Here is a 17,882-nt window from a genome sequence, read left to right as displayed (position 1 = left end):
GGCTCCAACCAGTGGCTGTCAGTGCAGGGAAGGTTTCGGTGCGGCGGCGGCGGGCTTGGTGCACTCGGCGAACAGCAGCAGCGGCGCCACGCGCAGGTATTCCATCACTTCCATGTAATCGCTCTCGCCGTCCTCGGATTCGTCCAGCGCGCTCTGTACCTGGGCGATGGCGGAAAGATCCTGCAGCACCTCCATGGCCTCGGCGCTCAGCGCACCATCACGGGCGGTCAGGCCAAAGCCACCGAGAAAGCCCTGGCACCACTGGCCGAGGGCGCTAGCACGCTGGGCCAGCGGGGCTTCGTCGTCCGGCAGCAACAGCACCAGGGTGATGTCTTCGCTGCACAGCTCGCCCTTGACCATCTCCTGCAGGCCGATCAAGGCCTGGCGCACGGCATCCTGCGGCTCGCCACCGAGCAGCTCGGCGGCATCCACCAACCAGGGGCCGGGCTCGAAGCCAGCACCAGCGCAACTGCGCCCGAGCAGCAGGCCATGCAGCTCGGCGGGAGAAACGGTATGACCTGCGTTGCTCAGCAGAGCGGCGAAGGCAGCGTAGGGAGAAGAGGAAGTCGACATGGGCAGCTAGGCGCCAGAGGGCGCAATCTCTAGAATGACGGCCTCGTATCCTAGCATCGGCAGGTGAACCAAGGCCATCGGAGGCCCGTTTGCCAGGCGTTTGACCTGCCTGCTGGACATGCCTATAAAGAGCCTTTGCAAAAGTACTGGTCACTTTTGGCGGAGCTCTGAAGTCCAGCCATTCCCTCCCACAGCGAGAGCCCATGGAAGACGCCGATCTGCAAATCCTGACCAGCAAGCTGGAGCTGCTGATCCAGCGTGTCGAACAGCTCAAGGCTCACAACCGGCTCCTGCTGGCGAATGAACAGGCATGGCGCGAGGAACGTGCCCATCTGATCGAAAAGAACGAATTGGCCCGGCACAAGGTCGAATCGATGATTTCGCGCCTCAAAGCCCTGGAGCAGGACACATGACCCAATCGAAAACCGTGACCGTCCACATCCTGGATAAAGAATATTGCATCGCCTGCCCGCCAGAAGAACATGCCAATCTGGAAAGCGCCGCACGCTATCTGGACGGCAAGATGCGAGAAATCCGCACCACCGGCAAGGTGATCGGCGCCGACCGCGTGGCGGTGATGGCCGCGCTGAACATCACCCATGACCTGCTGCACAAGCAGCAGCGCCTGGACATGAATGCCAATTCCACCCGGCAGCAGGTGCGCGACCTGCTCGACCGCGTCGACCAGGCCCTGAGCGACGACGGCAACACCGCCTGAACCCCCACCTGCAAGCTGACTCGCCGAGTGGTGCCCGCAAGGCGGTCGTATCAGGTATACTGGCCTCCGTTCCCTGGGGTGTGCGCCAGTCGGGGATGTCCCTGAGCCGATACGCACAACCACGGGGGTTGCCAGTTGGGGCCGGTGTGCATGTCCGCCTGACGGAAAGCCTTAACGCCTCCTGCAACCTCCACCTTGAACTTTCGGGTTCAAGGGCTAAACCGACAGCGGCATGCCGGGGAGCCACGCCTTCTTCTGCTCACGCCATTCGGCGCCACTCTGCATGATCGAAGCCACCACCCTCAGCCGCCCGCAGTTGCGCCGCCTGCTGCGCCAGAAGCGCCGCAGCCTGTCCCCCAGCCAGCAACGCCAGGCCGCACGAGGCCTGTATCGGCAATTGATTCAACACCCCCTGTTTCGCCGGGCCCGGCACATAGCCCTGTACCTGCCCAACGATGGCGAGATCGATCCACGCCCGCTGCTGCGCGCCGCCCAGCGACGCGGCAAGCACACCTACCTGCCGGTGCTCAGCGCCTGGCCGCGCACCAAAATGGTGTTCCAACGAGTCAGCCGCGACGAGAAGCTCGCCGGCAATCGCTTCCGCATTCTCGAACCGCGCCCGCAACCCAAGCGCCAACGCCAGCCCTGGACGCTGGATCTGCTGCTGCTGCCGCTGGTGGGCTTCGACGATCGCGGCGGGCGTCTGGGCATGGGCGGTGGCTTCTATGACCGCAGCCTGGCTTACCTGCGCATGCGCAAAAATTGGCACAAGCCGACGCTATTGGGCCTTGCCCATGAATGCCAGCGCGTGGATGAACTGGCATTGGCCAGTTGGGACGTGCCCTTGCAGGCAACGGTGAGCGATGAGAGATGGTACCGCGGTAAGTGAAGCGCGCCGCAATCCTTGCGGCCCATGCAGCCCCGTCAGGGCTGCTGCGTGATGCTGACCGGAGCGTCGCTCTGGCGCTCCCAGAGGCTCTGGGTGTAACCCGTGGTAACCACGCCCAGGCCGAACAGGATAACGATAACCCACAGAAGATCTGGCTTGCGTTTCATTGATTGCCTCCCCCTTTCAGGCAATTTCAGGCGTGGACTGCTGCATTATGGATTCGTGCAATCCGACGCTACCAAGCAACTAGCCGCGCATTTTCCGCCAGCGCGAAGCGCTGCGCAATTTCCGCCTCCCACCGATCGTCGGAGACCTCGACTCAATTGCGTCCGCTCAGGGACAAACAACAAGGAGCAAAGTTCATGCCTTATTGGTTGATGAAATCGGAACCCGATGAATTGTCCATCCGCGACCTCGAACGCCTCGGCACGGCACGCTGGGATGGCGTGCGCAATTACCAGGCGCGCAACTTCCTGCGCGCGATGCAACCGGGCGACCTGTTCTTCTTCTACCACTCCAGTTGCCCACAGCCGGGCATCGCCGGCATCGGCCGGATCACCAGCGCGGTCTACCCCGACCCCACCGCCCTCGATCCGCAGAGCCATTACCACGACGCCAAGGCCAGTGCCGAGAAGAATCCCTGGAGCGCGCTGGACGTCGAGTTCGTCGAAGCCTTCAGCGAAGTGCTGCGCTTGCCGGCCCTGAAGAACAACTCGGCGCTGCATGAACTGCCCCTGGTGCAACGGGCCAGCCGGCTATCGGTGATGCCGGTGAGCGAAGCACAGTGGCAGGCCATTCTCGCCATGCGCTGAGGCCTGCGAACAAACAGGGGGCGCGACGACTTGACCCATATCAGCAGCGCCTTCGCGTATAGCGGCCATACTGGTGGAGATTTCACAGGGAGGTCGTCACGTCATGAGACTCCATCAACATGTCGCCATCCGCAGCGCGATCCTGCTCGCGCTCATCGCCCTCGCCGCCCTGCTCTGGTTCGAGCTGCGCCCCAGCGGCCTGGGGAATGGCTTCGTCAGCGGCAACGGGCGCATCGAAGCCACCGAAGTGGACGTGGCCACCAAGCTGGCCGGGCGCGTCGCCAGCATCGAGGTGGATGAAGGCGCCTTCGTCGAGCCTGGTCAGATCGTCGCGCGCATGGACACCCAGGTGCTCGAGGCCCAGTTGCAGCAGGCCCAGGCCCAGGTGCGCCAGGCCGAGAACGCCGAGCGCACCGCCGTGGCCCAGGTGGCCCTGCGCGAGAGTGAAAAGCTCAGCGCCGAAGCCGTGGTGCGCCAGCGCCAGGCCGAGCTGGATGCCGCGCAGAAGCGCCATGCGCGCAGCGCCACCCTGGTCAAACGCAACGCCCTGCCCCAACAAACCCTGGACGACGACCTGGCGCGCCTGCAGAGCAGCCAGGCCGCTCTGGCCGCGGCCAACGCCCAGGTAGCATCGGCTGGCGCCGGCATAACCGCCGCACAGGCGCAGGTCGAGGAAGCCCGCTCGGCAGTGGAGGCAGCCCGCGCCAGCGTCGAGCGCCTGCAGGCCGATATCGACGACAGCCAGTTGCGCGCGCCGCGTGCCGGCCGTGTGCAGTACCGCGTGGCACAACCGGGCGAAGTACTCGGCGCAGGCGGCAAGGTACTCAATCTGGTGGATCTCACCGACGTCTACATGACCTTCTTCCTCCCCGAGCGCATGGCCGGTCGTGTCGCCCTTGGCAGCGAAGCACGGCTGGTGATCGACGCCGCGCCGCAATACGTGATTCCGGCGGAGATCAGCTTCGTCGCCAGCGTCGCCCAGTTCACCCCCAAGACGGTGGAAACCGCCAACGAGCGCGAGAAGCTGATGTTTCGCGTCAAGGCACGCATCGATCCCGAGCTGCTGCGCAAGCACCTGGCTCAGGTGAAGACCGGCGTGCCGGGCATGGCCTACCTGCGCCTCGACCCCGAGCAGGCCTGGCCTGAACATCTGGCGATCAAGGTTCCGCAATGAACGCTGCGGCCGAGCCCGTCGCCCGCCTGCAGGGGGTGTCGCTGCGCTATGGCGCCACCCGCGCGGTGGATGCCGTCGACCTGGCCATCCCGGCGCGGCGCATGGTGGGCCTGATCGGCCCGGACGGCGTCGGCAAGTCCAGCCTGCTGGCGCTGATCGCTGGAGCACGCAAGATCCAGGATGGCCAGGTCGAAGTACTGGGTGGCGACATGGCCAGCCCTGCCCATCGCCGCTCCGTCTGCCCGCAGATCGCCTATATGCCGCAGGGCCTGGGCAAGAATCTCTACCCGACGCTGTCGGTGGTAGAGAACCTCGATTTCTTCGGCCGCCTGTTCGGCCAGGGCGCCGCCGAGCGCGCCGCACGCATCGACGACCTGCTGCGCAGCACCGGCCTGGCGCCCTTCCGTGAGCGCCCGGCGGGCAAGCTCTCCGGCGGCATGAAGCAGAAGCTCGGGCTGTGCTGCGCGCTGATCCACGACCCGGATCTGCTGATCCTCGACGAGCCCACCACCGGCGTCGACCCGCTGTCGCGCAACCAGTTCTGGGAGCTGATCGGCCGCATCCGCCAGCAGCGCCCGCAAATGAGCGTGCTGGTGGCCACCGCCTACATGGAGGAAGCGGCGCGTTTCGATCATCTGGTGGCGATGGACGCCGGCCACGTGCTGGCCGAGGGCAGCCCGGCCGAACTGCTGCAGCGCACCGCCTGCAGCGATCTGGAAGCGGCCTTTATCGCCCTGCTGCCGGAAGACAAGCGCAAAGGCCACCAGCAGTTGCAGATTCCACCCCGCGCCAATGCCGGCAACGGCGAGATCGCCATCGAGGCGCGCGGGCTGACCTGTCGCTTCGGCGATTTCGTCGCAGTGGATCGGGTCAACTTCCGCATCGAGCGCGGGGAGATCTTCGGCTTCCTCGGCTCCAACGGCTGCGGCAAGAGCACCACCATGAAGATGCTCACCGGCCTGCTGCCGGCCAGCGAGGGCGAGGCGCTGCTGTTCGGCCAGGCCATCGACCCCAGCGACATGGCCACGCGCCAGCGCGTCGGCTACATGTCCCAGGCCTTCTCACTGTACAGCGAGCTGACGGTGCGGCAGAACCTGGTGCTGCATGCGCAACTGTTCCACGTCCCGCGCGAACGCATCGGCGAGCGGGTCGAGGCCATGGCTCGGCGTTTCGACCTCGGCGCGGTCATGGACATGCTGCCCGAGCGCCTGCCGCTGGGCATCCGCCAGCGCCTGTCGCTGGCCGTGGCGGTGATTCACGAGCCGGAAATCCTCATCCTCGACGAGCCCACTTCGGGCGTCGACCCGATCGCGCGCGACGGTTTCTGGCAATTGATGCTCGACTTGTCGCGTAACGACGGCGTGACCATCTTCATCTCCACCCATTTCATGAACGAGGCGCAGCGCTGCGACCGCATCTCGCTGATGCATGCCGGCAAGGTGCTCGACAGCGATACGCCACAGGGCCTGATGAAAAAGCGCGGCCTGCCGAGCCTGGAAGCGACCTTCATCGCCTACCTGCAGGAGGCCGCGGGCAGCGCGAACGAAACAGTCGAAACGGCGCCGGCCAGCCCCACGACCGTCGAGAGCGGTGCCGCACTGCGTCGCCGCTTCAGCCTGCGCCGGCTGCTCAGCTATGCCCGCCGCGAATCGCTGGAGCTACGCCGCGACCCGATTCGCGGCAGCATGGCGCTGCTCGGCAGCGTTCTGCTACTGTTCATCATCGGCTACGGCATCAGCCTGGATGTCGAAGACCTGACCTTCGCCGTACTCGACCGCGACCAGACCACCACCAGCCAGGACTATGTGCTCAACCTGTCCGGCTCGCGTTACTTCATCGAGAAGCCACCGCTGAGCGATTACGCCGACCTCGAACGGCGCCTGCGCAGCGGCGAGATCAGCCTGGCGGTGGAGCTGCCGCCGAACTTCGGCCGTGACCTCAAGCGCGGTGCCGTACCGCAAGTGGGCATCTGGATAGACGGCGCCATGCCCACACGTGCGGAAACCATCAAGGGCTACGTACAGGGCATTCACGCCGCCTACCTGGAAGAGCTGGCGCGGCGCTCACCGCAAACGGCTGCCGCCAACCCGGCCAGGCTGGAGTTGCGCTACCGCTACAACCCGGACGTGGAAAGCCTCAAGGCCATGGTGCCGGCGGTGATCCCCATGCTGCTGATGCTGATTCCGGCCATGCTCACCGCCCTCGGCGTGGTGCGCGAGAAGGAGCTGGGCTCGATCATCAACCTCTACGTCACCCCGGTGACCCGCCTGGAGTTTCTGATCGGCAAGCAGTTGCCCTACATCGGCCTGGGCCTGCTCAACTTCATCCTGTTGGTGCTGCTGGCCGTCACGGTGTTCCACGTACCGCTCAAGGGCAGCCCGCTGACCCTGCTGCTCGGCGGCGCGCTGTACATCGGCTGCGCCACCGCGCTGGGGCTGCTGATGTCCACCTTCACCCGCAGCCAGATCGCCGCCGTGTTCGGCACCGCCATCGTCACCCTGCTGCCGGCCATCCAGTTCTCCGGGCTGATCTATCCGGTGTCCTCGCTGGAAGGCGCCGGCGCAGTGATCGGCCAGCTCTACCCCACCTCGCACTTTCTGGTGATCAGCCGTGGCGTATTCTCCAAGGCCCTTGGCCTGGGCGAGCTGTACGGCTACTTCATCCCGCTGGCGCTGACCATTCCGCTGCTGCTGGCGCTGTGCGTCAGCCTGCTGAAGAAGCAGGAGGTTTGAGATGCGCCGACTGGCCAATATCCTTCATTTGGGCTTCAAGGAGTTTCGCAGCCTGCAGCATGACTATGCACTGCTGATCCTGATCGTCTGGGCCTTCAGCCTGGGCGTCTATTCCTCGGCCACCAGCATGCCGGAAAGCCTGCACAATGCTTCGATCGCAGTGGTGGACGAAGACCGTTCGCCGCTCTCCGGGCGCCTGGTACAGGCCTTCCAGCCGCCCTTCTTCCGCCCGCCTGCCCTTATCGATCTGAGCGAGATGGATCGCGGCATGGACGCCGGGCGCTACACCTTCACCCTGAACATCCCGCCGAACTTCCAGCGTGACCTGCTGGCTGGGCGTTCGCCGGCCGTGCAACTGAACGTCGATGCCACCCAGGTGAGCATGGCCTTCACCGGCGCCGGCTACATCCAGAACATCGCCAGCGAGGAGATCGCCGAATTCGTCCGCCACTACCGCGCCAGCCTGCCGCAGCAGGCAGAACTGGTCATGCGCGTGGCCTTCAACCCCAACCTGACGCGCGCCTGGTTCGGCTCGGTGATGGAGGTGATCAACCAGATCACCATGCTGTCGATCATCCTCACCGGCGCGGCGCTGATACGCGAGCGCGAGCACGGCACGGTCGAGCACCTGCTGGTGATGCCGGTAACGCCGCTGGAAATCATGCTGGCCAAGGTCTGGTCGATGGGCCTGGTGGTGCTGACGGCAGCGGCGCTGTCGCTGCTGCTGGTGGTACAGGGCTGGTTGCAGGTGCCGATCGAGGGTTCCATCGCCCTGTTCCTGCTGGGGGCGGCGCTGCACCTGTTCGCCACCACGTCCATGGGCATCTTCTTCGGCACCGTGGCGCGCTCGATGCCACAACTGGGATTGTTGATCATCCTGGTGCTGCTGCCGCTGCAGATCCTCTCCGGCGGCACCACGCCGCGTGAGAGCATGCCCGAGCTGGTGCAGCAGATCATGCTCGCTGCACCGACCACCCACTTCGTCGACCTGGCCCAGGCCATTCTCTATCGCGGTGCGGGGCTGGCCATCGTCTGGCCGCAACTGCTGGCCATCGCGGTGATCGGCACGCTGTTCTTCCTCGCCGCGCTCACGCGCTTTCGCAAGACCCTGGCGCAGATGGCTTAGAAGCAGCGGCGAGCTTCAAGCGGCAAGCCATAAGTAGAAGCGGGCACCCTCTTGCAGCTTGTGGCTTGTGGCTTGTGGCTTGTGGCTTGTGGCTTGTGGCTATTGAATGATGAGATTGTTGAACAGCAGGTCTTCGACGATGGGCTTGCCTTCTTCAGCGTTGAGCGCGTCCTGCACCTTCTTCAGTGCCTCCTGGCGCAGGGTTTCGCGGCCATCTGGGGCGTTGATCGCCTCGCTGGTCTGGGCCGAGAACAACAGCACCAGTTGATGGCGGATCAGCGGCTCGTGATGCTTGATCTTCTCCTCGGCCTCGGTGCCGGTGACGCGCAGGGACACATCGGCCTTGAAGAACTTCAAGCGCGCGCCCGGATCAGCCAGATTGCCGATCAGCGCCGGGAACAGGTTGTAGTAGAGCGTCGTCGGCGCCTCTTCCTTCTTCTCCGAAGACGCCAGGGCAGGCAGGCAGATCGACAGGCTCAGCAACAGGGCGGTCAACAGTTTCACGGCAGGCACTCCATCGGGGATGTGCCTAGCATAGCCATCCCACGGCGCGTTCCCAAGCCCGATGCTTATGCCGGGTCATCAGGCAGCGGCATGCTCGTTGACCCGTGGCGCTCGTTTTCTACACTGCAAGGCAATCACGAACGCGAGGAAAGCGCGATGAAAGCCCTGCTGTGCAAAGCCTTCGGCCCCGCCGACACCCTGGTTCTGGAAGAGGTCGCCAGCCCCGAACCCAAGAAGAACGAGGTGCTGATCGAGGTGCAGGCTGCCGGGGTCAATTTTCCCGATACGCTGATCATCGAAGGCAAGTACCAGTTCAAGCCCCCCTTCCCCTTCGCCCCGGGTGGCGAGGTGGCCGGCGTGGTCAAGGCCGTCGGTGAAAAAGTCAGCCATCTGCGTACCGGTGACCGGGTGATGGCCCTGACCGGCTGGGGCGGTTTCGCCGAGGAAGTGGCCGTGCCGTCCTACAACGTGCTGCCAGTGCCCAAGAGCATGGAGCTGAATACGGCAGCGGCCTTCGGCATGACCTATGGCACGTCCATGCATGCGCTCAGGCAGCGCGCCAATCTGCAGGCCGGCGAAACCCTGCTGGTGCTCGGTGCCTCCGGTGGCGTCGGCCTGGCCGCGGTGGAGATCGGCAAGGCCATGGGCGCCAAGGTGATCGCCGCTGCGAGCACGGCGGAGAAACTGGAAGTGGCACGCCAGGCCGGCGCCGACGAGTTGATCAACTACAGCGAGCAAAGCCTCAAGGACGAAGTGAAACGGCTGACTAGCGGCCAGGGCGTGGACGTGATCTACGACCCGGTGGGCGGCCCGCTGTTCGAGGAAGCCTTCCGCTGCATCGGCTGGAATGGCCGCTTCCTGGTGGTGGGCTTCGCCGCCGGCGGAGGCATCCCGGCGCTACCGGCCAACCTGCCCTTGCTCAAGGGCGCCGCTCTGGTCGGCGTGTTCTGGGGCTCCTTCGCCCAGCGCCAGCCACAGGACAATGCCGCGAATTTCCAGCAACTGTTTGCCTGGCATGCCGAAGGCAAGCTCAAGCCGCTGGTCTCGCAGACCTTCCCCCTGGCTCGCGCAGGTGAAGCCATCGACGCCCTCGGCCAGCGCAAGGCAGTGGGCAAGGTGCTGGTGCAGGTGCGCTGACTCAGGCCCTCTCGCCCGTTACCTCACCGGCGGCACTGTCGCGGGTGAGGTAGCTGAGCAACTGTCGTGCATGGGACGACAGCCCCTCCCAACTGCGCACGCACAGGCGCAGCTCACGGGTGGCCCAGACATCCTCCAGCATCACCACCGCCACCGGTAACTCCTGCGCCAGACGAATCGCCGCCGCTTCCGGAAGCATGGACACGCCAACGCCCTGCGCCACCAGTTGGGCGATAGCATCGAAGCTCGGCGCGCGCACCCGCACCTTGAGCGGCAGGGCGTTGCGTACCGCCATGTATTCGATGAAGCGCTGCATGGCGCGCTCGGCTGGCAGGCAGACGAAGGGGAAATTCAGCGCGCTGCGCAGCAACGCCGGACGCTGTTCGATCAGCGCGTGGCCACGGGGCACCAGCAGCACCAGACGGTCGTTGCGAAACGGCAGCGACAACAGGTCATCGGTGGGCAGGTTGCCGTCGTACACGCCGATGTCGATGCTGCCTTCCCTGACCGACCTCAGCACGGCCTTGCTGCCCTGCTCAGCCAGTTGCAGATCCACCTCCGGATAATCGGCCAGAAAGGGGCCGAGCGCCGCCGGCAGGAAGGTGCTGTTGGCCACGGTGGAGGCGGCCAGGCGCAGGGTGATGCGCCGTTCACCCTTGAGTTCCTGCAAGGTGTCGTTGAGCAGACGGGCTTCCTTCAGCACGCCCTGGCAGGCATCCAGCACCAGCCGACCGGCCGGCGTCAGGCTCATGCCATCGCTGCTGCGCACGAACAGGGTCAGGCCGCAGCGCTCCTCGAACGCCCTCAGCCGTGTGCTCGCTGCCGATACCGCGACGGGAAAGGTGGCCGCCGCCTTGCTCAGGCTGCCGCTGGCGGCAATGGCGACGATCAGGCGCAGATCGGGCAGGTCGAAGTGCATCGAGCATTCTCCAAAACAGAAAGCCATATTCGTGAAATTGCGATTCTAGCCGCCTTGCATTCCATTCAGAATAACGTCTCGTTCTCCTGCCGCAGCCTTGCCATGAATGCTCTGACCGCCTCGTACCGCCGCAGCCTCGACAACGGCGTGCTGTTCGCCGTGCTCTCGGCCACCGGCTTCAGCCTGAAAGCCATCTTCGTCAAACTTAGCTATGCCGCCGCGCCGGTGGATGCCGTCACCGTGCTGAGCCTGCGCATGGCCCTGGCCTTGCCGCTGTTTCTCTGGCTGCTGTGGCTGAGCCGGGGCACCGGGCAAGCCCGGCTCACGCCGAAAGACTGGGCGCACGTCCTGCTGCTGGGGATGTTCGGTTACTACCTGTCGAGCCTGTTCGACTTCCAGGGCCTGCAGTACATCAGCGCCGGGCTGGAACGGCTGATCCTGTTCACCTACCCGACCCTGGTGCTGCTGTTGCAGATGCTGACGCAGGGCGAGCGGCCGGGCCCGCGCACTTTCCTGGCCATGGGCTTGTGCTACCTGGGCCTGGGCATCGCCCTGATGCATGACATCCGCGTCGAGGGCGACAGCGGCCAGATCCTGCTGGGTGCCGCCTGGGTGTTCGCCAGTGCGGTGACCTATGCCCTGTATTACCTGGGCACCGGCGTGGTGATCCGCCGGGTCGGCTCGATGCGCCTGGCCGGGCTGGCCGGCGGGGCCTCGGCGCTCATGGTGCTGATCCACTACGGCGCCACCCGCGACCCAGGGCAACTGGCGAGCCTGCCAACTGAAGTGTGGCTATACGGCGCGCTGATGGCGCTGTTGTCGACGGTATTGCCGATCTACTGGCTGGCCCTGGCGGTGCAGCGCATGGGCACCAGCCATGCCGCCCTGTTCGGCAACCTGGGCCCGGTGCTGACCCTGTTCGCCGCCTGGGTGCTGCTCGGCGAGGCCATCACCCTGTACCAGATCGTCGGCCTGGCGCTGGTGCTGCTGGGCGTCTCGCGCCTGTCCGCCGGCAAGCGCAAGGCCAACTGAGCGGAGCTGGCCAGATGTAGCCCGGATGAAATCCGGGGACTCGGTATCGCCTGTGCCCGGATTTCATCCGGGCTACGCATCACGCTCCGGTCACCAGTTGGCGCAGGCGCTGGCCATCGATGGCGCGGCAGATGCCTTCGGGCTTCTGCATCGGCGAATCCTCGGCGGCGAGCATGGCGTTGAGTACCGCCTCGTCGGTGGCCTGTACGGCGGCCAGGTAAAGCGCGTCGAAACACTCGTCGTTGAGGTAGTCGAGGTTCAGCCGCGTTTGCGACACCTGCGGCAAGGGCCGTGGGTTGGCCACGCTGAAGGCGAGGAAGATGTCGCCGGAGTTGTTGCCACCCGGCGTGCCGGCCTGAGCGATGCCGAGGCCCGCGCGCTGCGCCAGGCGTTTGAGCTGGTGCGGCAACAGCGGTGCGTCGGTGGCGAGGATGACGATGATCGAGCCGCGCTCACGCTCCAGCCCGGCCGGCAGTTCATCTTCCAGGCGCTCGCCGACCGGCACGCCACAAACCTTGAGCCAGGCGCGCTGGCCATGGTTGGCCTGCACCAGGACGCCGAGGGTGTAGGTCTGGCCGTCGATTTCGACAAGGCGCGAGGCGCTGCCGGTGCCGCCCTTGTAGCCGTAGCAGATCATGCCGTTGCCGCCGCCGACGTTGCCTTCGGCGATGGCGCCGCCTTTGGCATCGTCCAGCGCAGCGAGGGCGTCGGCCTCGCTGACGTGCTGGCCGTTGATGTCGTTGATCACCCCGTCATAGGTCTCGGCCACCACCGGCATGGCCCACAGGTGCTCGCGTTGCCAGGCGTCGGCGTACTGCTGGATGGTCCAGCGCGTGGCGGCATGGTGGACGATGCCGACGCTGTGCGAGTTGGTGATGCACAGCGGGCCGACGAAGTAGCCGCCGTGTTCGATCCAGTGCGTGCCGGTCATCTCGCCATTGCCGTTGAGTGCATGGAAGCCCGCCCACACCAGCTGCGGTTCGCTATCGCGGCCGCGCGGCAGGATGGCGGTGACGCCGGTCTGGATGCGCCGGCCGTTGGCGGCCACGCCATCGAGGGTGCGGTAGCCGACCAGCACGCCGGGCACGTCGGTGATGGCGTTGTACGGGCCGGGGGTGCCGGGCAGCGGCAGGCCGAGTTCGCGGGCGCGAGGTTTAGCCATGGGAGTCATCCTGGGAAGTGGCGGGCTTGCGGTTGCGCAGGTACAGGCCGAGGGCGGCGATCAGCAGCGAGGCGATCAGCAGCAGGGTGGCGATGGCGTTGATCTCCGGCTTGATGCCGCGGCGGATCATGCCGTAGATGAAGACCGGCAGCGTGGTGGAGTCGACACCAGCGATGAAGTAGGTGATCACCAGGTCGTCCATCGAGATGATGAACGCCAGCAGCGCGCCGCCGACCACGCCGGGCAGGATCTGCGGCAGGGTCACCCGGCGGAAGGTCGTCCAGGGCGAGGCGCCAAGATCGGCCGAAACCTCCTCCAGGCGCGTGTCCATGCCGGCCAGGCGCGCGCTGACGATCAGGAACACGTAGCTGATCAGGAAGGTGCAGTGGCCGATGATGATCGAGCCCTTGCCCAGCGGCATGCCGACACCGACGAAGAAAATCAACAGGGCGATGCCGAGCACGATGTCGGGCATCAACATCGGCATGAACAGCAGCACCCGGTAGAACTTCTGCAGACGGAAGCGATAGCGCGCAATCGCCAGCGCGGTGAGCGTGCCGATCACCGTGGAGATCGCCGTGGTGGTCAGCGCCACCACCAGGCTGGTGCGTAGCGCGGCCAGCAACTGATCGGTGGATTCGACGTACAGGGCGTTCTCGCTGAGGTTGGTAGTCAGGCCGAACAGCGAGCGATACCAGTCCAGGCTGAAGCCGTCCCAGATCATCATGTTGATCGGGTTGCTGTTGAACGAGTAGGCGACGATCAGACCGATCGGCAGGTACAGGAAGATGAAGAAGGCCAGGCTGTAGCCGCCCAGCAACCGGCGCCCGAGGTTGGCGAGCAAGGCGTTCATCGGCCGGCCTCCTGTGCGCTGTTGCGCCCTTGCGCCAGCACGTAGAGCACCAGGCACACCAGCACCGCAGCCATCAGCAGCATCGCCAGGGCGGCGCCGAACGGCCAGTTGCGCGCGGCGAGAAACTGCTGCTCCACCAGGCTGCCGATCATCAGCACGCGCGCACCGCCGAGCAGCGACGGCACGATGAAGTTACCCAGGCTGGGGATGAAGACGATGATCGAACCGGCGGCGATACCCGGCAGAGTGAGCGGGAAGATCACCTTCCAGAAGCTCTGCCAGCGGCTCGCGCCGAGATCCGCCGAGGCCTCCAGCAGGCGCTTGTCGAGCTTCTCGACGCTGGCGTAGACGGGCATGAACATGAACGGGATGAAGATGTAGGTCATGCCGATCAGCACCGCGGTCTCGGTGTAGATCAGCTCCACCGGGTTGTAGAAGCCCAGCGCCGCCAGCGCGGTGTTGATCACGCCGCTGGGACGCAGGATCAGCAGCCAGGCGTAGAGGCGCACGATCAGGCTGGTGAAGAACGGCAGGGTGATCAGGAACAGGCAGAAGTTGCGCATCCGCTCCGGCTGCCGCGCCACCCAGAAGGCCGCCGGGTAGCACAGCGCCAGGGTCGCCAGCACGGTCAGCGCGGCCAGCTTGAACGAGCGCAGGATGATTTCCAGATAGACCGGATCGAACTCCTCGTTGACGCCATCGGCCCAGCCCAGCACGCGGCCGAAGTTGTCCGGGTAGAAGCTCCACTCGACGCCGCCGTAGAGCCCCGGCTCGAGCAGGCTGTAGACGGCCATGATGGTCAGTGGGGCAAGGAAGAACACGCCGATGATCAGCGTCACCGGGGTCAACAGGCCGACCAGACGCAGGCGCTCACGCAATGGCATCAGACACCTCCGGGGATCAGGTGCGCGGCCTCCCGGCCGTACCAGAGCTGCATGCTGTCGCCGCTGCGCAGGCGCTGCAGGCCTTGCTGCGCGGCGTCACGCAGCACCGCTTTGACCAGGCGACCATGCGCGGTGCGCAGCAGCAGCTCGAAGTCCTTGCCAATGAACAGCAGTTGTTCCAGGCGCCCTTCCAGCGCGGCGAAGCCCTCGCCGGGGCACTGCAGGTGGAACTGTTCGGGGCGCAGCATGAGCTGGGCGTACTGGCCGACGCGCAGGTCGGGATGACGCGCCTGCAACAGGTCGCCCTGGCTGTCGAGCAGGTAGGCAATGCCGTCGTTGACCGAACCGACGTGCACCTCGAACAGGTTGCTCTCGCCGATGAAACCGGCGACGAAGGCGTTGGCCGGGCGATGGTAGATCTCCGCCGGGGCACCGATCTGCTGGATATGGCCGCCATTGAGCACGACGATGCGGTCGCTCATGGTCAGCGCTTCTTCCTGATCATGGGTGACGAAGACGAAGGCGATGCCCAGCTCGTGCTGCAGGCTCTTCAGTTCGCGCTGCATGGCTTGGCGCAATTGCCGGTCGAGCGCCGACAGCGGCTCGTCGAGCAACAGCAGCGCCGGGCGGTCGACGATGGCGCGGGCCAACGCCACACGCTGCTGCTGGCCACCGGAGAGCTGGCCGGGCTTGCGCTGCTGCATGCCGGCCAGGCCGACCATCTCCAGTGCCTCGCCGACACGCTGGATTTTCTCGGCCTTGCCGACACCGCGCACATCCAGCGCATAGCCAACGTTGTCGCCGATGCTCATGTGCGGGAACAGCGCGTAGCTCTGGAATACCGTGTGCACCGGACGACGGTGTGGCGGCACACTGTTCATCGACTGGCCCTGGATCAGCAGCTCGCCGCCATCGAGTTGCTCGAAGCCGCTGATGGTGCGCAGCAGCGTGGTCTTGCCGCAGCCGGACGGCCCCAGCAGGGTGACGAATTCATTGCTGCCGACGGCCAGATCAAGGCCGTCGAGGGCACGCACCAGATGCCCTTCCGGCGCACGGTAGTGCTTCACCGCGCCACGGATTTCGACCACCGGCGCGGTTTGGGTGAAAGCGGTCATGGAGGACTCCAGCCCAGGCCCGACCGCCGACTGGCGAGGCGGGCACCGTAGGGTGCGCTGCGCGCACCGTTGGCAACATCGGCTACGCAGGGCCCGAACAGCCCTGCGTAACCCACCTTCAGTTGGCGGTACGCACGCGCGTCCACACCCGGTCGTACTGTTTCAGGCCCTTGCCGAGATCCTCGAAGATCTGCAGCTTGGCCATGACATCGGCCGGCGGGTTGACCTGCGGGTTGTCACGCAGCTCGGCCGGCAGCAGTTTCAGCGCTTCCTTGTTCGGCGTGCCGTTCATCTGCTGCGCGGTGTTCAGCGCGGCGATCTCCGGCTGCAGGAAGAAGCTCATGAAGCGCTTGGCGTTGGCCTTGTTCGGCGCGCTCTTGAGCACGCACATGTCCTCCTGGTACAGGGTCGCGCCTTCCTTGGGGATGACGTAGGCGAGGTTCTGCGGGTCCTGCTTCACGTACATCATGGCGCCGACGAAGTAGTGCGCGGCGGCGGCGTCGCCGGACTGCACCATCGGCACGCTGTCGTAGGTGAAGGCGGAGATCAGCGGCTTGCGCTCGATCAGCCAGGCGGCGGCTTGCTTGAGGTCAGTGGCGTTGGTGGTGTTGACCGACTTGCCCTCCTTGATCAGGCCGACGCCGAGGGTCTCGCGCATGTCGTCGAGCATGATCACCTTCTTGCCGGCCTTGGCCTCGGCGAAGAAGTCATCCCAGCTCTCGATCGGCTTGGACACCTTGTTCTTGTTGTAGAAGATGCCTACCGTGCCCCAGGCGTAGGGCATGCAGTATTCACCCTTGGGGTCGGACTTGGCACGCAGGAAGGCGGGGTCGATGTTGGCGAAGGCCGGATCCTGGTTGATCTCGGTCTTCTCCAGCAGGCCGATGGCAGCCATGGTGTCGTGCATGTGCACCGAGGGGAAGACGATGTCGTAGCCTTGTGCGCCGGCCTGCAGCTTGGCCAGCATCTCTTCGTTGCTGCCGTAGGTGTCGAGCGACACCTTGATCCCGGTTTCGGCAGTGAAGCGGGTCAGCACCTCGGGGTTGATGTAGTCGCCCCAGTTGTACAGGTGCAGTTCCTCGGCAGCCTGAACGCTGACGGAGCCACTGCCGAGGGCGAGGCACAGGCCGATATGACGCAGCTTGAGCATGTTCCTGTTCTCCACTGTTGTGGTCGCGCGGGGCGCGACATTTGCTTGTTGCGGCAGGAATGCGCGAGCGTCGATGACGAGGCGGAAAGACTTCTGCTGGCTCTCTCGCCCAAACAGCGGCCAACCGACAGCTCTTTGCGTGACGGACTCAGAGTAGAATATATTTCTTCCAAAGATCAACACACTGACATTTAAATGTCAGAAGAATTTGGCATGACAAAGGAAACGGACATGCTCGATGGCAAGATGGAACATCTGGAAGGCAAGCTGACACCGGCCGAGCGCACCCTGTGGGCCTATATCCAGGCCAACCTGGAAACCCTGGCGTTCGAGAACGGCGCCAGCCTGGCAGCCAAGAGCGGGGTCAGCCCCAATACCGTCAGCCGCTTCCTGCGCCGGCTTGGCTACAAGGGCCTGAAGAGCCTGAAGGACGAGTTGCGCGACGAAGTGCGCGTGCAATCGCTGCTCAACCCGGCGCTGATCGAGCGGGTCGAGCAACCGGAAGACCTGGTGGCCCACCTCAACGAGGAAATCGAAGCCCTGCGCGCCTTCGCCGAACTGCTCGGCAGCCAGCACTGGCGCGATATCGTGGCGCGTGTGGGCGATGCCGAACGGGTGTTCGTCTGCGGCTTCCAGACCATTCGCGGGCTGGCCGAGGACTTCGCCAACCGCCTGGCCCTGGTGCGCTCCGGGGTGGAATTTCTCGACCTCTACAGCGGCGTGCTCGGCCAGTGGCTGGACAGCCACAACCAGCGCTGCTGCGTGATCCTGATCGACATCGCGCCCTACGCCGACGCCGGCATCGCCTTCGCCAACAACTGCCTGCAGCAGAACACCGATCTGGTGGTATTCACCGACGAGTACGGCATCGCCAAGCATATCGACACGCCGCACATCGTCACCATGAAGACCAAGACCGGGCTGATCCTCGAATCCACCGGCGGCCTGACCAGCGCGCTGAACGTGCTGCTGCACTGCGTGGCCAGCGCGCGCAAGGATCAACTCAAGGAACGTCTCGGCGCCTACCGGGAGCGGGTGGAGAGTCTCAAGCTGTATCGAACCTGAGCCTCCTGCTTCACCTTCCCGGCCGCCAGCGACCGGG

19 protein-coding genes and 1 other RNA gene are annotated in these 17,882 nt (G+C 65.2%); 11 read left to right on the top strand and 9 right to left on the bottom strand.

The window, feature by feature from the left end:
* Positions 1 to 18: 18 nt before the first annotated feature.
* Positions 19 to 573, bottom strand: a complete 555-nt coding sequence (locus ACSVIK_RS13005) for a YecA/YgfB family protein (protein ID WP_442444726.1) — start codon at positions 571 to 573, stop codon at positions 19 to 21.
* A gap of 203 nt (positions 574 to 776) precedes the next feature.
* Here ACSVIK_RS13005 and ACSVIK_RS13000 point away from each other — a divergent pair, with 203 nt between their 5' ends.
* The 4 genes from ACSVIK_RS13000 to ACSVIK_RS12985 all read left to right on the top strand — a co-directional run bounded on the left by ACSVIK_RS13000 (position 777) and on the right by ACSVIK_RS12985 (position 2,180).
* A complete protein-coding gene (locus ACSVIK_RS13000) occupies positions 777 to 986 on the top strand; it encodes a TIGR02449 family protein (RefSeq protein ID WP_268180757.1) in 210 nt (69 codons plus the stop codon).
* A complete protein-coding gene (locus ACSVIK_RS12995; RefSeq protein WP_442444725.1) occupies positions 983 to 1,291 on the top strand; it encodes a cell division protein ZapA in 309 nt (102 codons plus the stop codon). Before ACSVIK_RS13000 ends, ACSVIK_RS12995 begins: the two co-directional genes overlap by 4 nt.
* A gap of 67 nt (positions 1,292 to 1,358) precedes the next feature.
* Positions 1,359 to 1,537: non-coding RNA, 6S RNA (gene ssrS / locus ACSVIK_RS12990), on the top strand.
* A 37-nt stretch (positions 1,538 to 1,574) separates the two neighbouring features.
* The gene (locus ACSVIK_RS12985; RefSeq protein ID WP_442444724.1) at positions 1,575 to 2,180 is read left to right on the top strand and encodes a 5-formyltetrahydrofolate cyclo-ligase; all 606 of its coding nucleotides are present in this window, start codon (positions 1,575 to 1,577) and stop codon (positions 2,178 to 2,180) included.
* A 35-nt stretch (positions 2,181 to 2,215) separates the two neighbouring features.
* On the opposite strand, the gene ACSVIK_RS12980 is transcribed toward ACSVIK_RS12985, so the two are convergent.
* Positions 2,216 to 2,347: a hypothetical protein gene (locus tag ACSVIK_RS12980; protein WP_442444723.1), complete on the bottom strand. Its 132-nt coding sequence runs from the start codon at positions 2,345 to 2,347 to the stop codon at positions 2,216 to 2,218.
* A 195-nt stretch (positions 2,348 to 2,542) separates the two neighbouring features.
* On the opposite strand from ACSVIK_RS12980, the gene ACSVIK_RS12975 reads away from it, so the two are divergent.
* The 4 genes from ACSVIK_RS12975 (at position 2,543) to ACSVIK_RS12960 (ending at position 8,024) form a co-directional block, all read left to right on the top strand.
* Positions 2,543 to 2,992: an EVE domain-containing protein gene (locus ACSVIK_RS12975; RefSeq protein ID WP_442444722.1), complete on the top strand. Its 450-nt coding sequence runs from the start codon at positions 2,543 to 2,545 to the stop codon at positions 2,990 to 2,992.
* A gap of 103 nt (positions 2,993 to 3,095) precedes the next feature.
* Positions 3,096 to 4,166 (top strand): HlyD family secretion protein, encoded by a 1,071-nt coding sequence (locus tag ACSVIK_RS12970; protein WP_442444721.1) that lies wholly within the window; start codon positions 3,096 to 3,098, stop codon positions 4,164 to 4,166.
* On the top strand, positions 4,163 to 6,898 hold the full coding sequence (gene rbbA, locus ACSVIK_RS12965) for a ribosome-associated ATPase/putative transporter RbbA (RefSeq protein WP_442444720.1): 2,736 nt from the start codon (positions 4,163 to 4,165) through the stop codon (positions 6,896 to 6,898). Before ACSVIK_RS12970 ends, rbbA begins: the two co-directional genes overlap by 4 nt.
* Position 6,899: 1 nt before the next feature.
* Positions 6,900 to 8,024: an ABC transporter permease gene (locus ACSVIK_RS12960; protein ID WP_442444719.1), complete on the top strand. Its 1,125-nt coding sequence runs from the start codon at positions 6,900 to 6,902 to the stop codon at positions 8,022 to 8,024.
* A gap of 99 nt (positions 8,025 to 8,123) precedes the next feature.
* On the opposite strand, the gene ACSVIK_RS12955 is transcribed toward ACSVIK_RS12960, so the two are convergent.
* On the bottom strand, positions 8,124 to 8,528 hold the full coding sequence (locus ACSVIK_RS12955; protein ID WP_442444718.1) for a flagellar basal body-associated protein FliL: 405 nt from the start codon (positions 8,526 to 8,528) through the stop codon (positions 8,124 to 8,126).
* Between the two features lie 156 nt (positions 8,529 to 8,684).
* Here ACSVIK_RS12955 and ACSVIK_RS12950 point away from each other — a divergent pair, with 156 nt between their 5' ends.
* Positions 8,685 to 9,665, top strand: a complete 981-nt coding sequence (locus tag ACSVIK_RS12950) for an NADPH:quinone oxidoreductase family protein (protein WP_442444717.1) — start codon at positions 8,685 to 8,687, stop codon at positions 9,663 to 9,665.
* 1 nt (position 9,666) lies between these two features.
* Here the strand turns inward: ACSVIK_RS12950 and ACSVIK_RS12945 are convergent, their stop codons facing one another.
* Positions 9,667 to 10,584: a LysR family transcriptional regulator gene (locus ACSVIK_RS12945; protein WP_442444716.1), complete on the bottom strand. Its 918-nt coding sequence runs from the start codon at positions 10,582 to 10,584 to the stop codon at positions 9,667 to 9,669.
* A gap of 102 nt (positions 10,585 to 10,686) precedes the next feature.
* On the opposite strand from ACSVIK_RS12945, the gene ACSVIK_RS12940 reads away from it, so the two are divergent.
* Positions 10,687 to 11,616, top strand: coding sequence for a DMT family transporter (locus ACSVIK_RS12940; protein ID WP_442444715.1), 930 nt, complete (start codon positions 10,687 to 10,689; stop codon positions 11,614 to 11,616).
* 79 nt (positions 11,617 to 11,695) lie between these two features.
* On the opposite strand, the gene ACSVIK_RS12935 is transcribed toward ACSVIK_RS12940, so the two are convergent.
* The 5 genes from ACSVIK_RS12935 to ACSVIK_RS12915 form a co-directional block, all read right to left on the bottom strand.
* Positions 11,696 to 12,778: a DmpA family aminopeptidase gene (locus ACSVIK_RS12935; RefSeq protein ID WP_442444714.1), complete on the bottom strand. Its 1,083-nt coding sequence runs from the start codon at positions 12,776 to 12,778 to the stop codon at positions 11,696 to 11,698.
* Entirely contained in the window at positions 12,771 to 13,631 is an 861-nt protein-coding gene (locus ACSVIK_RS12930; protein WP_442444713.1) for an ABC transporter permease, read from the bottom strand. The genes ACSVIK_RS12935 and ACSVIK_RS12930 overlap by 8 nt, the downstream gene beginning before the upstream one ends.
* Complete coding sequence (locus ACSVIK_RS12925) at positions 13,628 to 14,515, bottom strand: ABC transporter permease (RefSeq protein ID WP_442444712.1); 888 nt, start codon at positions 14,513 to 14,515, stop codon at positions 13,628 to 13,630. The genes ACSVIK_RS12930 and ACSVIK_RS12925 overlap by 4 nt, the downstream gene beginning before the upstream one ends.
* Complete coding sequence (locus tag ACSVIK_RS12920) at positions 14,515 to 15,630, bottom strand: ABC transporter ATP-binding protein (protein ID WP_442444711.1); 1,116 nt, start codon at positions 15,628 to 15,630, stop codon at positions 14,515 to 14,517. The genes ACSVIK_RS12925 and ACSVIK_RS12920 overlap by 1 nt, the downstream gene beginning before the upstream one ends.
* A gap of 118 nt (positions 15,631 to 15,748) precedes the next feature.
* The gene (locus ACSVIK_RS12915) at positions 15,749 to 16,780 is read right to left on the bottom strand and encodes a polyamine ABC transporter substrate-binding protein (protein ID WP_442444710.1); all 1,032 of its coding nucleotides are present in this window, start codon (positions 16,778 to 16,780) and stop codon (positions 15,749 to 15,751) included.
* Positions 16,781 to 16,993: 213 nt separating this feature from the next.
* On the opposite strand from ACSVIK_RS12915, the gene ACSVIK_RS12910 reads away from it, so the two are divergent.
* On the top strand, positions 16,994 to 17,845 hold the full coding sequence (locus ACSVIK_RS12910) for a MurR/RpiR family transcriptional regulator (protein ID WP_442444709.1): 852 nt from the start codon (positions 16,994 to 16,996) through the stop codon (positions 17,843 to 17,845).
* Positions 17,846 to 17,882 lie beyond the last annotated feature (37 nt).

This window comes from Pseudomonas sp. NCHU5216 (genome assembly GCF_052156495.1).
In the GTDB taxonomy this organism is placed as follows: domain Bacteria; phylum Pseudomonadota; class Gammaproteobacteria; order Pseudomonadales; family Pseudomonadaceae; genus Aquipseudomonas.
This window is presented reverse-complemented; position numbering and strand designations above follow the sequence as displayed.

Coding starts and splice junctions, on each gene's coding strand:
- ACSVIK_RS13005 (WP_442444726.1), bottom strand. CDS start 573: ATGTCGACTTCCTCTTCTCCCTACGCTGCCTTCGCCGCTCTGCTGAGC.
- ACSVIK_RS13000 (WP_268180757.1), top strand. CDS start 777: ATGGAAGACGCCGATCTGCAAATCCTGACCAGCAAGCTGGAGCTGCTG.
- ACSVIK_RS12995 (WP_442444725.1), top strand. CDS start 983: ATGACCCAATCGAAAACCGTGACCGTCCACATCCTGGATAAAGAATAT.
- ACSVIK_RS12985 (WP_442444724.1), top strand. CDS start 1,575: ATGATCGAAGCCACCACCCTCAGCCGCCCGCAGTTGCGCCGCCTGCTG.
- ACSVIK_RS12980 (WP_442444723.1), bottom strand. CDS start 2,347: ATGAAACGCAAGCCAGATCTTCTGTGGGTTATCGTTATCCTGTTCGGC.
- ACSVIK_RS12975 (WP_442444722.1), top strand. CDS start 2,543: ATGCCTTATTGGTTGATGAAATCGGAACCCGATGAATTGTCCATCCGC.
- ACSVIK_RS12970 (WP_442444721.1), top strand. CDS start 3,096: ATGAGACTCCATCAACATGTCGCCATCCGCAGCGCGATCCTGCTCGCG.
- rbbA (WP_442444720.1), top strand. CDS start 4,163: ATGAACGCTGCGGCCGAGCCCGTCGCCCGCCTGCAGGGGGTGTCGCTG.
- ACSVIK_RS12960 (WP_442444719.1), top strand. CDS start 6,900: ATGCGCCGACTGGCCAATATCCTTCATTTGGGCTTCAAGGAGTTTCGC.
- ACSVIK_RS12950 (WP_442444717.1), top strand. CDS start 8,685: ATGAAAGCCCTGCTGTGCAAAGCCTTCGGCCCCGCCGACACCCTGGTT.
- ACSVIK_RS12945 (WP_442444716.1), bottom strand. CDS start 10,584: ATGCACTTCGACCTGCCCGATCTGCGCCTGATCGTCGCCATTGCCGCC.
- ACSVIK_RS12940 (WP_442444715.1), top strand. CDS start 10,687: ATGAATGCTCTGACCGCCTCGTACCGCCGCAGCCTCGACAACGGCGTG.
- ACSVIK_RS12935 (WP_442444714.1), bottom strand. CDS start 12,778: ATGGCTAAACCTCGCGCCCGCGAACTCGGCCTGCCGCTGCCCGGCACC.
- ACSVIK_RS12930 (WP_442444713.1), bottom strand. CDS start 13,631: ATGAACGCCTTGCTCGCCAACCTCGGGCGCCGGTTGCTGGGCGGCTAC.
- ACSVIK_RS12925 (WP_442444712.1), bottom strand. CDS start 14,515: ATGCCATTGCGTGAGCGCCTGCGTCTGGTCGGCCTGTTGACCCCGGTG.
- ACSVIK_RS12920 (WP_442444711.1), bottom strand. CDS start 15,630: ATGACCGCTTTCACCCAAACCGCGCCGGTGGTCGAAATCCGTGGCGCG.
- ACSVIK_RS12915 (WP_442444710.1), bottom strand. CDS start 16,780: ATGCTCAAGCTGCGTCATATCGGCCTGTGCCTCGCCCTCGGCAGTGGC.
- ACSVIK_RS12910 (WP_442444709.1), top strand. CDS start 16,994: ATGACAAAGGAAACGGACATGCTCGATGGCAAGATGGAACATCTGGAA.